This window comes from Streptomyces sp. A 4/2 (assembly GCF_940670765.1).
In the GTDB taxonomy this organism is placed as follows: domain Bacteria; phylum Actinomycetota; class Actinomycetes; order Streptomycetales; family Streptomycetaceae; genus Streptomyces.
In genome coordinates, this window is the sequence record NZ_CALNVW010000051.1 from 71,071 (window position 1) to 83,564 (window position 12,494).

General features: G+C 69.0%; 15 protein-coding genes and 1 pseudogene. 11 read left to right on the plus strand and 5 right to left on the minus strand.

The features are described 5' to 3' along the window. The first annotated feature begins 27 nt into the window (after nucleotides 1-27). A complete protein-coding gene (locus tag NBY69_RS33795) occupies nucleotides 28-1,770 on the plus strand; it encodes a pyruvate dehydrogenase (protein WP_250305853.1) in 1,743 nt (580 codons plus the stop codon). Nucleotides 1,771-1,937: 167 nt separating this feature from the next. Here the strand turns inward: NBY69_RS33795 and NBY69_RS33800 are convergent, their stop codons facing one another. Then, nucleotides 1,938-2,549, minus strand: coding sequence for a TetR/AcrR family transcriptional regulator (locus NBY69_RS33800; RefSeq protein ID WP_250305855.1), 612 nt, complete (start codon nucleotides 2,547-2,549; stop codon nucleotides 1,938-1,940). Between the two features lie 158 nt (nucleotides 2,550-2,707). Here NBY69_RS33800 and NBY69_RS33805 point away from each other — a divergent pair, with 158 nt between their 5' ends. From NBY69_RS33805 to NBY69_RS33825, 5 genes and pseudogenes are all read left to right on the plus strand, one after another. After that, entirely contained in the window at nucleotides 2,708-3,526 is an 819-nt protein-coding gene (locus NBY69_RS33805) for an SDR family NAD(P)-dependent oxidoreductase (protein WP_374211371.1), read from the plus strand. Next, entirely contained in the window at nucleotides 3,523-4,455 is a 933-nt protein-coding gene (locus NBY69_RS33810) for a DMT family transporter (RefSeq protein WP_250305858.1), read from the plus strand. Before NBY69_RS33805 ends, NBY69_RS33810 begins: the two co-directional genes overlap by 4 nt. Further along, nucleotides 4,452-4,607, plus strand: coding sequence for a hypothetical protein (locus NBY69_RS33815; protein WP_250305860.1), 156 nt, complete (start codon nucleotides 4,452-4,454; stop codon nucleotides 4,605-4,607). Before NBY69_RS33810 ends, NBY69_RS33815 begins: the two co-directional genes overlap by 4 nt. 237 nt (nucleotides 4,608-4,844) lie before the next feature. Next, a complete protein-coding gene (locus NBY69_RS33820) occupies nucleotides 4,845-5,336 on the plus strand; it encodes a MarR family winged helix-turn-helix transcriptional regulator (protein WP_250305861.1) in 492 nt (163 codons plus the stop codon). After that, nucleotides 5,337-5,732: pseudogene (locus tag NBY69_RS33825) on the plus strand (VOC family protein); the annotation flags it as partial. It lies immediately after the preceding gene. A 193-nt stretch (nucleotides 5,733-5,925) separates the two neighbouring features. On the opposite strand, the gene NBY69_RS33830 reads toward NBY69_RS33825, so the two are convergent. After that, nucleotides 5,926-6,471 carry a hypothetical protein gene (locus NBY69_RS33830; protein ID WP_250305863.1) on the minus strand — a complete coding sequence of 182 codons (546 nt, stop codon included), beginning with the start codon at nucleotides 6,469-6,471 and terminating at the stop codon, nucleotides 5,926-5,928. A gap of 144 nt (nucleotides 6,472-6,615) precedes the next feature. After that, nucleotides 6,616-7,950: an alpha/beta fold hydrolase gene (locus NBY69_RS33835; RefSeq protein WP_250305865.1), complete on the minus strand. Its 1,335-nt coding sequence runs from the start codon at nucleotides 7,948-7,950 to the stop codon at nucleotides 6,616-6,618. A 68-nt stretch (nucleotides 7,951-8,018) separates the two neighbouring features. Between NBY69_RS33835 and NBY69_RS33840 the strand changes: the two genes are divergently transcribed. After that, entirely contained in the window at nucleotides 8,019-8,636 is a 618-nt protein-coding gene (locus NBY69_RS33840) for a TetR/AcrR family transcriptional regulator (RefSeq protein ID WP_250305867.1), read from the plus strand. Between the two features lie 112 nt (nucleotides 8,637-8,748). On the opposite strand, the gene NBY69_RS33845 is transcribed toward NBY69_RS33840, so the two are convergent. Beyond that, entirely contained in the window at nucleotides 8,749-8,952 is a 204-nt protein-coding gene (locus NBY69_RS33845) for a DUF397 domain-containing protein (RefSeq protein ID WP_250305870.1), read from the minus strand. Further along, nucleotides 8,949-9,779: a helix-turn-helix transcriptional regulator gene (locus NBY69_RS33850; RefSeq protein WP_250305872.1), complete on the minus strand. Its 831-nt coding sequence runs from the start codon at nucleotides 9,777-9,779 to the stop codon at nucleotides 8,949-8,951. Before NBY69_RS33850 ends, NBY69_RS33845 begins: the two co-directional genes overlap by 4 nt. 104 nt (nucleotides 9,780-9,883) lie before the next feature. Here NBY69_RS33850 and NBY69_RS33855 point away from each other — a divergent pair, with 104 nt between their 5' ends. The 4 genes from NBY69_RS33855 to NBY69_RS33870 all read left to right on the plus strand — a co-directional run bounded on the left by NBY69_RS33855 (nucleotide 9,884) and on the right by NBY69_RS33870 (nucleotide 12,320). Beyond that, entirely contained in the window at nucleotides 9,884-10,231 is a 348-nt protein-coding gene (locus tag NBY69_RS33855; protein WP_250305873.1) for a hypothetical protein, read from the plus strand. Next, entirely contained in the window at nucleotides 10,228-11,010 is a 783-nt protein-coding gene (locus NBY69_RS33860; RefSeq protein WP_250305874.1) for an NUDIX domain-containing protein, read from the plus strand. The genes NBY69_RS33855 and NBY69_RS33860 overlap by 4 nt, the downstream gene beginning before the upstream one ends. Before the next feature lie 455 nt (nucleotides 11,011-11,465). Then, the gene (locus NBY69_RS33865; protein ID WP_250305877.1) at nucleotides 11,466-11,672 is read left to right on the plus strand and encodes a hypothetical protein; all 207 of its coding nucleotides are present in this window, start codon (nucleotides 11,466-11,468) and stop codon (nucleotides 11,670-11,672) included. 54 nt (nucleotides 11,673-11,726) lie between these two features. Beyond that, on the plus strand, nucleotides 11,727-12,320 hold the full coding sequence (locus NBY69_RS33870) for a hypothetical protein (RefSeq protein ID WP_250305883.1): 594 nt from the start codon (nucleotides 11,727-11,729) through the stop codon (nucleotides 12,318-12,320). Nucleotides 12,321-12,494 lie beyond the last annotated feature (174 nt).

Here is a 12,494-nt window from a genome sequence, read left to right on the forward strand (position 1 = left end):
CGGACCCGGCCATGGCTTGATGGAGCCATGGCCAAAGAGAACGTTGCCGAGCAGTTCGTCGACATCCTCGTCCGCGCAGGCGTGGAGCGCCTGTACGGAGTCGTCGGCGACAGCCTGAACCCGGTCGTCGACGCCATCCGGCGCAACTCGGCCATCGACTGGATCCAGGTCAGGCACGAGGAGACCGCCGCCTTCGCGGCCGGTGCCGAGGCCCAGATCAGCGGCAAGCTCGCCGCCTGCGCGGGCTCCTGCGGTCCCGGCAACCTCCATCTGATCAACGGCCTGTACGACGCCCACCGTTCCATGGCGCCGGTCCTCGCCCTCGCCTCGCACATCCCGTCCAGCGAGATCGGCCTCGGGTACTTCCAGGAGACCCACCCCGACCGGCTGTTCCAGGAATGCAGCCACTACAGCGAGATGATCTCCAACCCGGAGCAGATGCCACGGCTGGTCCAGACGGCTATCCAGCACGCGATCGGCCGCAGCGGGGTCAGCGTGGTCACCCTCCCCGGCGACATCGCGGCGGCGCAGGCGCCCGACAAGGGCATCGAACACGCACTGGTCACCTCGCGCCCCTCGGTACGCCCCGGTGACACCGAGATCGACAAGCTCGCCCGGCTGGTCGACGAGGCGGAGCGGGTCACGCTCTTCTGCGGCAGCGGCACCGCGGGCGCGCACGCCGAGGTGATGGAGTTCGCGGAGCGCGTCAAGTCCCCGGTCGGGCACGCCCTGCGCGGCAAGGAATGGATCCAGTACGACAACCCGTACGACGTCGGCATGAGCGGGCTGCTCGGCTACGGCGCCGCCTACGAGGCCACGCACGAGTGCGATCTGCTGATCCTGCTGGGCACGGACTTCCCGTACAACGCCTTCCTGCCCGACGACGTCAAGATCGCCCAGGTCGACGTCCGCCCCGAGCACCTCGGCCGCCGCACCACACTGGATCTGGCGGTGTGGGGTGACGTCCGCGAGACGCTGCTCGCGCTGATGCCCCGGGTGAAGGCCAAGACCAGCCGCAAGTTCCTCGACAAGATGCTGAAGAAGCACGCTGACGCGCTCGAAGGCGTGGTCAAGGCGTACACCCGCAAGGTCGACAAGCACGTCCCGATCCACCCCGAGTACGTCGCGTCCGTCCTGGACGAACTGGCCGACGAGGACGCGGTGTTCACGGTCGACACCGGGATGTGCAACGTCTGGGCCGCGCGCTACCTCTCGCCCAACGGCCGCCGCCGGGTGATCGGTTCGTTCAGCCACGGATCGATGGCCAACGCGCTGCCGCAGGCCATCGGCGCCCAGTTCACCGATCCGGGCCGGCAGGTCATCTCGATGTCCGGCGACGGCGGCTTCTCGATGCTGATGGGCGACTTCCTCACGCTGGTCCAGTACGACCTGCCGGTGAAGATCGTCCTCTTCAACAACTCCTCACTGGGCATGGTCGAACTGGAGATGATGGTCTCCGGCCTGCCCGCCTACGGAACGACCAACCACAACCCCGACTTCGCATCGATCGCGCGGGCGGCAGGGGCGTACGGCGTACGGGTGGAGAAGCCGAAGCAGCTGGCCGGAGCGCTGAAGGACGCCTTCAAGCACAAGGGGCCCGCGCTCGTGGACGTGGTGACCGACCCCAACGCGCTCTCCATCCCGCCGCGGATCAGCGCCGAGATGGTGACCGGGTTCGCGCTCTCCGCCTCCAAGATCGTGCTGGACGGCGGGGTGGGCCGCATGGTGCAGATGGCACGCTCCAACCTGCGGAACGTGCCCAGGCCGTAGGGCCTGTCGGAGGCGTGGCGGCCCCGTCCGGGATGCGTCGGGCCCGCTGCCTCACCCGCGTGGGAACCGGCGTACGCAACCATCCCTCGGTCGGCCGGAGTTGAACACGCCGACCGCCGCAGGTGGCGCGCTCCGACCTGCGGAACACGCCCAGTTGGGAACCGCTGTCAGGCGCGCGGGCCGGCGCCGCGCAGCAGGGTGTCGATGATCCGGGCGGCGAGGGCGTCCGGATCGGTGTTACCCGGGTAGGAGCCGGTGGTGTCCGGGTCGGTGGCCGCCGCGCTCTCGCGCAGGGATTCGCCGATGAGTGCGTAGTAGACGCGGCGCACCCAGTCGAGGTCGGCCGCTTCGTCGATGAGACGGTCGGCCCGCGCCCGCTTCAGTACGGCGGTGCAGCGGTCGTCGATGTCCCGGTGGAGGGCGGCGGCCTCGCTGTCCGGGGTGGCCGGAAGCTCCAGGGCGAAAGCCCAAGCACCCTTCACCTGGAGCACGTTGGCCGTGATCCGGTGCATCGCCACCAGGGGCGGTGCGGTGTCGGGCCTGCCGTCGTCCACCGCCTGGGCGAGCTGGCGGGCCGCGGACGACGCCAGCGCCTCGATCAGCGACTGCCGGTTGGCGAACCGCCGGTGGATCGTCGTCCGGGCCACCCCCGCCGCCGCGGCGATCTGTTCCATGGACGCACCGGGATCCTCGGCGAGCACCCGCTCGGCCGCTTCCAGGATCGCGCGCACGCTGCGCTCCGCGTCCGCCCGCAACGTTCGTGCCGCTGTCTCGCCCATTACGCCTCCAGCTGGACCACTTGACCCATAACACAGTACAGCAGGGATGCAATCCACTTATTAATTGCATCAGATCTGTTGCGTTTGTGAGTCGTACCGGTACTCTCCACTCTCAGTTGGTATCTGACTGAGGAGGACTCATGCACGGCACTGCCCTCATGCACCGCACCGCCCTCGTCACCGGGGCATCGTCGGGTCTCGGCGCGGAGTTCGCCGCGCAACTCGCCGCCCAGGGGCACGAGGTGATCCTGGTCGCGCGGTCCGGCGACCGGCTCGCCGCGCTCGCCGAGCGTCTGGTCGCCGAGTACGGAGTCCGCGCGCACGTACTGGTCCAGGACCTCGCGGAGCCGGACGCGGCCCGCCGCATCGCCGAACAGCTGACGGCCCGCGGGCTGAGCGTCGACCTGTTGGTCAACAACGCCGGCTTCGGTACCTGCGGCCGCTTCGAAGAGATATCCGGGGCCCGCGACCACGACCAGCTGATGGTCAACGTCGTCGCGCTCGTCGACCTCACCCATGAACTGCTGCCCGCCATGCTGGAGCGGGGCCGCGGCGCGGTCGTCAACGTCGCGTCGAACGCCGCCTTCCAGCCCTCCCCGTACTTCGCCGTCTACGGCGCGGCGAAGGCGTTCGTCCTCAGCTTCGGGCTCGCCCTGCGCCAGGAGTACCGGCGGCGCGGCATCAGGGTGCTCACCTTGTGCCCCGGCCCGGTGGAGACCGCCTTCTTCGACACCATCGGCACCCGCGAAGCGGCCGTCATGGGCTCGATGACCACTCCGGAGCCCGTCGTACGTGCCGCGCTGCGGGCGCTGGACCGCGACCGCGGCTATGTCGCTCCCGGGTTCGGCAACGCTCTCGCCGCGCATCTGACGCCGCGCCGTCCCCGCACCGTGGTCGCCGCCATCGCCGAACGCATCACCCGCAAGGTACTGTCCACACCCGCCGCCGCCCCGACCCTTCAGGAGCGCACCGTATGAAATCCGCCCCCGCCGGAGCGGCCTCGGCGATGCTCCTCGTCGGCACATCCACGGCCGTCTCCGCCACCGTCGCCGACTATCCGGTCTTCGCCGGGCAGGCCCTGCGCTACGCGCTCGCCGCGGTGATCCTGCTCGCCGTGGTACGCCGACGGCGGCTGCCCCGCGTCCGTCTGACGCCGCGTGAACTCCTGCTCCTGGTGGCGCTGGCCGCCACCGGTCTGGCCGGCTTCAACCTCTTCCTCGTCGAGGCCACCCGGCACGCCGGACCCGCGATGATCGGCAGCGTGGTCGGGGCCGTCCCCCTCGTCCTCGCCCTCGTCGGGCCGCTCCTCGAACGCCGCCGACCGTCCCCGCGCACGGTCGGCGCCGCACTCGTGGTCGCGGTCGGCGCGGCCGTCGCCGCCGGCCTCGGCTCGGGCAGCCTGCCGGGCCTGCTCCTCTCACTGGGCGCGCTCGCCTGCGAGGTGGCGTTCTCCCTGCTCGCCGTCCCGCTCCTGCCCAAGCTGGGTCCGCTGCGGGTCGCCGCGTATCCCGCCGCGCTGTCCGTCCCCATGCTGCTGGCCGCGAGCCTCGCCCTGGACGGAACGTCCGCGCTGCGTCTCCCCACGCCCGGCGAGGCGGCAGCCTTCGGCTACCTCGGGGCGATCGTGACGGCAGCCGCCTTCTTCCTCTGGTACGACGCCCTGCGCCGCCTCGGCACCGACCGCGCAGGCCTCTTCGCCGGCCTCGTCCCCGTGGGCGCCCTGCTCACGACCGTCGCCCTCGGCCTGGACAGGCCGGGCCCCGCAGACGTCGCCGGCGCGCTGCTCGTCGCGGTGGGCGTGGTCATGGGGCTGCGCCGGAGCGGCGACACCGGCCGGGTGTCACAGCCTTCGGAGGTCGCGGTCGATCGCGAACCCGCCGCGTCACAGGCCTCCGTGGCGTCATGACTGCCTTCGCCCCCGGGCCCGTCCCCTTCGCGGACAGCAAGTACTGCTTCCAGCTCCACAAGGCCTCGCGCGTCCACTGGGCGATGATTCACGTCATGGTCCGCCGCCTGACCGGAGCGACCATCCCTGACCGGCGCGATGCGAAGCGGTGACCGCGTGCAGATCGAGCCCCCGCTCGACACGCTCGGCCTTGCTCCGATCCCGCCCAGAAGCTGATCCGCGAAACGCTCCGGCCTGGCTGGCTGGGCCCAGTGTCAACGGACAGCGGGCCGTCCGGGTGAGCGGACATCTCAGATCCTTGTGCGCGGACAGTTGACCTCCCTGCCCGGTACGACTATTCGTCCCTCGGATGGGGGCGTGTGAGCGTTGGGGGATATAGCGTCGCGATCATGGGACCGCTGACTGACATCACCACCGACCAGGCGCCGGCTGATCCGGCCGCCACCGACGACATGCTGGCCACCCAGCCCATTGGGTACTGGAGTGGCCTCGCCCACGTAGCCGTCACCCGGCATCTGCGTGACGCTATGGCCAGGATCGACGTCACGCAGCCGCAGTACTGGGTGCTCAACCGGGTAAACGGCGGCCCCGCGGCGCCGAGTCGCGAGGAGGTCGTCATCCAGCTGACGCCCCTCGCGGACGGGCCGCATGAGATCGCTCGTGTCATCGACCAGCTGTTCCACCGAGGCTGGCTCCGGACCGACGCCGGGCAGCGCCTGCAGCTTACCGATGCCGGGGAGGCCGCCAGGGTGCGGCTGCGCGAGATGGTGACCGAGCTGCGCGCCGTGGTCCACGAGGGCATCAGCGATGAAGAGTACGTGGCCGCGCTCAAGGTGCTGCGCAGGATGGTCGCCAACGTCGAGGAGGCCGGGGAATCCTAGGGCAATGAGTTCTGTGTCATCGAGCCGGGCAACAGCTTCCTCGCCGAGTGCGGATTCATGGGAGCGCTGGCGGGCGATGGTTCGCAGGAGACCGGGTACTTCTGGAACCGAGCGCTGGGCTGGCCATTGGTCTGGGACCAGGACCAGGAGACCGCGATCCGCTCACCGCACGGTGGTCCGAAGGCCACGTGGGGTGGTCCACCCCTGATGCCGAAGACGGGGAAGGAACGGCTGCACATCGACCTCGCTCCACCGGCCGGCAGTGACCAGCAGACGGAGGCCGACCGGCTCGTCTCCCTTGGGGCAACGCGCATCGACATCGGCCAAGGGGACGTCAACTGGGTGGTGATGGCCGGCCCCGACGGTCACGAGTTCTGTGTGTTGACCCCCCGATAAGCCCCGGAGCGAGGTTGACCGGCGCGATGCGAGCCAGCCGCTGGCTCTCTTCGCGTTTCTGACGGAGGAAGGTGAGGGTGAGGTCGATTCCCTCGATCTCTCCGAGCCAGCCCTCCTGCTCGGCAAGGGCCCGGCGAGCCAGGAGATCGGTGTCCAGGTGCGAGCGCACCGAGCACCCCATGGCCGTCATTGCTTATCGGAGCTCAGGCAGTGGTCCGGAGCTCTTCGGGTAGCAGCCCTCTTCAAGCCGGAAGAGGTACTTCCGGAGGTCCGCGTCGAGCCCTTCAGCGGTGTAGGCGGCAAAGTCCCTCAGTCCCTCCGCGGCTTCCCGCTCGTCAGACCTGTCGCTGGACGACCATCTGGGTAGGAGGGACTCCAGGTACTCGGTGACCCGCCCACGGTCGCGCCACCAGTCCCGAACAGCCTCCGGTGTCCATCGGCTGTCGCCGTCGCAGGCATAGCCGCGGTACGGATCTTCCTGGGCCGCTGTCACCAGGTTCAGGACCTCGGCCGTGGTCGCCGGCTGACGATACACATATTCACCGAAGTACTCGCCGCCGTAGAGCACATGACGCGGTGCGTGCAGCCGGCCCGTCCAACAGTTGTCGGCGATGCCGGTGTAGAAAGGGCCAGGAACGTTCAACCAGAGCCGGTCCTCCCAACGCCCACCGAAGGACGTCTCGGGCTCGCCTTCTGGAAGCGCCGCTAGCGGTTCCCAGCACAGCTCTTCGTAGGTCACCCGCGAAGCTTAGGACCCGATGGGAAGGATCTCTCCGTCGGCGCGGCTGCGTCCGGTGCCGCGGCTGAGGCCGATCCGCTCCTGTCCCGTAGATCGTGCCAACTGGTCCCTGCAACTCGGGTGCGACGTCCATGGTCTGGCCGCTCACTTGTGGTCACGGAGGAAGGCCGGGATGTCGGCTCGGGTCGGGTAGTCGGGCAGCGGTGCGGGCTTGCCCTGGAGGAATGCGGTGATGACAGCTGCTGCGCGTCGGTCGTTGTCACCCAGGCCGTTCCACATGTGGTGGCCGACACCGGGCATGTACTGAGTGCGCTGGATGGCGGGGTTGTCTGCGAGGACGGTTGTCTCCCACTGGCGGACCTGCGAGGAGCATTCGGCGATCATCAGCATCGCGGGCGTCCGGGAGCGCCTCAACTGAGGGGCCATGGACGGGGAGTCCTTGACTGTCTGCTGGATGCGGAGACTGGCAGCGGCACTGAAGGAGAAGTTCTCCGCAGTGTCCTCGACCGGGATGCGGTGCGCGTCCCGCGCGCAGTAGGCGGACGCGGTGTCGCTGCCGAGATCGGCAGCGGTGAAGGCATTGTCGCCCTCCGCCTGCCCTACCAGCCCGTTGTCCGGGCCGAGCAGTCCGAGCCGCATCAGGCCAAAGGCGACCGCGTACCGCGGGACGCGTGTGGAGCGCGGTCCGGTCATGGCCGGCGCGATGTCGCGGGCCGACGGCCGACCCTTCTGCCCGGCCATCCGGGCGGTGGGGCCGTCCATCGGGCCCGGCTCGGCGATGACCGCCCGGTGCAGGTGGTCGGCGATGGCCGGGTCGGCCAGTGCGCGGGTGAGCACGACCGCGCCCGAGGAGAAACCCAGTACGTCGGCGCGGCCCTTGCCGAGTGTGCTGACGAAGGCGCCGAGGTCCTGGACGGACCGGGTGATCGAGTACTGGTTCATGGGCAGCAGGTCGCTGCGTCCGCCACCGGCCTGTTCGTAGGCGTACACGTCGTAGCCCTGTCCCGCGAGCCGCTGCAGGAAGCGGTGGTCGAGCACTGAGATGCCGCGCACCGGGCCGCCGTTGAGATAGACGAGCGGGGTGCGTCGCCGAGGGCTGTTGCCGGTGGGCGGGTAGTGGTAGACCGCGACCCGGCTGCCGGTGGACAGGCGCACGTGCTCGGTGGTCACGAACGACAGGGCGGGCGGGCGGTGGCGCGTTGTGGGGACGGTGGGGACGCACACCGACAGGGCCAGGGCTGCCGCGACGAGGACCGGCAGGAATGGCACCAGCCGCCCCCGCCAGGAGCGGCGGCGGCCCCGCCACAGCGCCGCGATGACCGCGATGCCCACAGCCACGGACCATGCGGCTAACCCCGACCCCGTGCCATCGGTGGCGACGATCAGCGCGAGGAAGAGGGCGACCAGCCCCACTACCGCGGCGGTGGCCGCCAGCAGGCGGCCGACAAGGTGCAAGGGACGTATGACGGACGGTGGCACGGTGAGCTCCCCCGAGTTTTGGAACGCTGTTTTGAAACGATGTTATCAGCATGGGTAGACTGCTTTCCATGGGAAGGCCGAGAACGAACGACGCCGACGTCAGAGAGCGGCTCATCGCATGCGCGACCGAGATGTTCGCCACCCGCCCGCAGGAGTCGGTCACGGTCCGCGCGCTGGCCACCGCCGCCGGAACGTCGACGGCGGCGGTGTACACGTTGTTCCAGGGGAAGGACGGAGTGATCCGCGAGGTGCGCGACCAGGCGGTCGCCGGCCTGTTCCAGGACCTGACGGCCGTTCCCCGCTCGGAGGCCGCCCTGGAGGATCTGTACGCGTTGGCCGTGGCGTATCGCCATTGGGGACGCGAACACCGCTACCTGTACGCGGTGTTGTTCGGTGGCGCTCAGTCCTTCGTACCGTCGGCCCGGGTCGGCGACCGAGACCCGGTGCGACCGCTTGTCGCGGCGATCGACCGTGCCGTGGCGGACCAGATCCTCGCGGGCGACACCACGCTGATCGCCGTCTCGTTGTGGGTCGCCCTGCACGGGCTCGTGACCCTCGAACTGGCCGGCGGCCTCAACGGCGCCGCGGCCGAGGCGGCGTTCTGGTCAACGGTTGATGCCGTACTGCGGGGCTGGGCAACCCCCGCCGCCTTCCCCGGCCTTCGACGCCCGGACCCGGAGGCGTAGAGCTTGCTCTGATGCCAAGGCCGTAGGGGCTGTCGGAGGCGCGACGTCCCCGTCCGGGATGCGTCGAGCCCCCTGCCTCACCGAGAGACAGGGGGCTCGTTGCGTCGCTGAACTAGACGAGGCCGCCGGCCTTCACGCCGTCGACGAAGACGCCCCACGTACTGTCGGAGATCAGCAGGACAGAGCCAGTAGGGATCTTGCTGTCGCGCACGGGAACAACGCCGTGTGAGGCGACCAGGTCGGCGGCGACCTCAACGCACTGGCCACCGTTGGAGCTGTAGGAGGACTTGAACCAGCGGAGCGAATCGGTTGTCACAGGATGCCCTTTCTCACCTGACTGATCATGGCCACGGACTCTGTCTGGGAGAGCGCCTCAGCCTGTAGCTGATGGTAGGCCGTGAAAAGCGGCCGGACCAACCGCGTATCGCGCTCCAAACGGCCGGAGTGCGCGGACTCCGCGTAGGCCATGCAGGACCCGTCGGGGAGGGTGACGAGCGTAACCGGCGAATCAAAGGAACGGCGTTCGCCCAGTTCGTACGTGGCCACCTGCACAACGGTGTTGGGCATGTCCGCGATATCCAGGAGTCGCCCCAGCTGATCGGCCAAGACCCTTGGCCCGCCTACGCGTTGCCTGATGCAGCTCTCGTCGAGCAGGACATACATCTGCGGAGGCGGTGTCCGCCCGACCGACTGCTGCCGTCGGGCCAGCAGCTCAAGCCGTTCTTCTGCCTGCTGCTCCGTGATCGCACCGCGCCGCACGGCCCCCGTGGTGATGGCTGCGGCGTACTCCGGCGTCTGGAGCAGGCCCGGGATGATCCCCAGCTCGAACAGGCGGATCTCTGAGGCCTTGCCCTCGAACCCGACGAACTCCGGGAAGCCGTCGAGTATCGCCGAGTCGCGGACGGCTGCCCCCTGTCGGACGAGTGCTTCCCCGGTGCCGAGCGCCTTGTCCGCACTCGCAGTGAACTTGGCAGTTGGATTTCGGGCCCCGGTTTCTACGCCCGAAATATGTGACGGGGAGTATCCCGTGCGGTCTGCCAAGTCGTCCTGGGTCCAGCCGCGCTCTTCTCGCAGCCTGCGGAGACGGTCCCCGAACGCAGCCCTCGGCCCCCCATCGGGGTCAAGCTCCTTACGGTTAGCCACACTTCACCGCTCTTTCATTCAACTATGTGGAGGTTGAAGGTCTCTTGAGAGTAGGCCACGCTGAACCCCCTCGGTAGCGGAATGACTACAGAGGGGAGTGAATATTGAGCGGGGAACGGATTCCCCCCACTGCCCAGCCCGCTTCCGGTGCTGCCCAGTTGGCAGCCCTGGTGGCGGCTGGCGGGTTCTGGCACCTGGCCCCGGACCGGGTGCCACGCACCGGATACGTACCCCTGACCAAGGACGTCCTCCGTGAGGTCGTCACCGGGCTGGAAAGGCAGTTGAACGACATGGGCGAGCAACCCGAACCGGATCTCTCCGTACACAAGTGGCCGCCCTGCCGGTGCGGCAACCCGGTCTGTCCCGACGCCCCGAAGGGCGACGCCGGGGAGTCGTCCACGATGACCCGGGCTCGCGCACAGCTCCGGGAGAACAGGGAGACCCACGCATGAACGACTTCGGCCCTGTTGACCGTGGGTACTGGACGAACAACGACCGGGAGAACGCCGAGGACGCCGCCACCGCGTTCGTCAACGCTCTCCGGCGGCTCCAGGTCGACTTCGACGACATCGGCATCGAAGAGCCGTGCGCGGCCTGCAATCACCCGCTGCACAAGATCTCTCTGGGCTCCATCTCGGTAGCGGAAGCAACCCGGTTCGCCTACCGCATCGACCGCCGACTCGACGAACTCACCGAGGGTGCTGAGCCGTCCACGGCCCCTGGGAACGAGGCACTCCCCATGCCCCACGCCGACATCGACTCCGTGAATCCGCCCCGCCGACACATCGGCGCCGTCACGGTCCTGCGCAACAGCGAAGGGGCCGTACTCCTGGTCAAGACCACCTACCGCGAGGGCTGGCAACTGCCCGGGGGTGGATCCCATCAGGGGGAACGGATCGCCACCGCTGCATCACGCGAACTCGCCGAGGAGACCGGCCTCTACCGCCGCCTCACCCACTTCCTCGCCCTCGACCACGTCCCCGCACCGACCGAGGGCAAGAGGTCGGCCGAGGGGTTCACGATCGTCTGCGACGGGGGACGCCTGACCCCCGAAGAGGAATCCGCGCTCGCCGTACCCGAAGACGCGGCCGACGAGATCGGCGCCCTCACGTGCGTACCGCTGGCCCAACTCGGCGAGTACACCCCGCCCTACCAGGAACGACGCATCCGCGCCGCCGTAACCGCCCTCGAAAGGGGCTTGCGGCTGCCGCTGCTGGTACTCGGCGAGTGACGCGATGGTGCTGAATACGCCCTCGGGGGCGGAAGCTCGGGCGCGTGCGGAACAGACGTACCGCGAGTACCTCAACCACCTCACCCAGTGCGCCGACTGCCACCAGGCAGGGGTCAACTGCGCCCCGGGTGAAGCGCTTCGGGTGATCCACCGCGAAGCGAAGCGGGCCACGTGGCCGGACTGCCGGTGCCCGATCCACACGGGGACGTCGGCAGCCCCGCGTGAAACCGCTGAAGCTCCCACGCGCGCAATGCTCCCCCCTGCGCGTGGGACCGGGCAGGCCGCGCCCTGACGGTCCGTGGCCTGCCCACCCGGACCCGCGCGCTCGCTCGTCACAACAGCCAGCGCACGGAAGGGCGGTGGGGGCGTGCGTTCGGCCGACCGCGCTCCCACCGTTTGCACCTGCGAGAGACTTGGGCGTCCCGAATCGCGTTCCGAGCAGAGGAATTAATTGCGTGTACGACGCCTACGGCACAGGGCCGGTGAAGCCCGCTCTCCGGTGCTTGAAGTGCGGTGACATCCACGTCGTCATGTCGCAGGCGCGGGACCCCATCGCCGATGGCCTGCGGTGGCGGTACACGTGTCTGGACTGCCGCATCGCGTGGTGGTGCGACGAGCACGGCGGGGAGATCGATGAGTATCTTCCTCGTGAATACCCGTGAAAGAGTCCGCCCGCCCGTAACCCGCCCATAACCCGCCCGTGGAGGCACACACTCATGAGACCGACCCGCGCCGCGCTCGTCGTCGCTGTCACCGCCCTCACTCCTGCCCTGCTCTTCACCACCCCGGCATTCGCCGCCGCCCCGGCTGCCACGTCCGTTACCGCGACGGTCAGGTCCGACACGCCGGTGGACGAGATGACGGAAGCCGAACTGCGCGCCGCGATAGCCGACATCCTGGCGAAGAACAGCGGCAGGGCGGTCGTCCGAGAAGCCGACAGGGCTCTCGGCGGGACCGTGGAGGACATGCGCGCGTTCCTCGAAACCGGTTACCAGAAGGCTCAGTTCGAGGATGACCAGGTTGCCATCGCCCGGATTCTCAACGGGGCGACGGAGAATGGCGACAAGGCGGTCATCAAGGGGTGCAACGAGGCTCTTGATGCCGGAACTCCCGAAGCGGCGCGAGCCTTCCGGGAAACCGGGTACCGGCTCGCCCAGGCCGAGGACGACGCCGTCTACATCGTTCACATGCTCACGGACCCGAACATCAGCGACGCTCTGCGCGCTGCCGTCAACAAGGTGCTCGACGACGGCTCCCCGGAGGCTCTGCGGTACTTCCGGTTGACCGGTCAGTACGAGGTGAACGGCTAAGACGTGTCCGGCCGATCATGTTGCTGGTCAGGGTGCGAGCATGTCCAGGACGAGCGTGAGCGACGAGCCCGGCAGCATGGTCGGCCTGTGGGTCGAGCCGTGGGGAACCGATCACTGGATGCGTCCGGGGTCTGTCCGGCGGAAGGTTGCGAGCGCTCTGCCGTCAGACGGTGA

Coding starts and splice junctions, on each gene's coding strand:
- NBY69_RS33795 (WP_250305853.1), top strand. CDS start 28: ATGGCCAAAGAGAACGTTGCCGAGCAGTTCGTCGACATCCTCGTCCGC.
- NBY69_RS33800 (WP_250305855.1), bottom strand. CDS start 2,549: ATGGGCGAGACAGCGGCACGAACGTTGCGGGCGGACGCGGAGCGCAGC.
- NBY69_RS33805 (WP_374211371.1), top strand. CDS start 2,708: ATGCACCGCACCGCCCTCGTCACCGGGGCATCGTCGGGTCTCGGCGCG.
- NBY69_RS33810 (WP_250305858.1), top strand. CDS start 3,523: ATGAAATCCGCCCCCGCCGGAGCGGCCTCGGCGATGCTCCTCGTCGGC.
- NBY69_RS33815 (WP_250305860.1), top strand. CDS start 4,452: ATGACTGCCTTCGCCCCCGGGCCCGTCCCCTTCGCGGACAGCAAGTAC.
- NBY69_RS33820 (WP_250305861.1), top strand. CDS start 4,845: ATGGGACCGCTGACTGACATCACCACCGACCAGGCGCCGGCTGATCCG.
- NBY69_RS33840 (WP_250305867.1), top strand. CDS start 8,019: ATGGGAAGGCCGAGAACGAACGACGCCGACGTCAGAGAGCGGCTCATC.
- NBY69_RS33860 (WP_250305874.1), top strand. CDS start 10,228: ATGAACGACTTCGGCCCTGTTGACCGTGGGTACTGGACGAACAACGAC.
- NBY69_RS33870 (WP_250305883.1), top strand. CDS start 11,727: ATGAGACCGACCCGCGCCGCGCTCGTCGTCGCTGTCACCGCCCTCACT.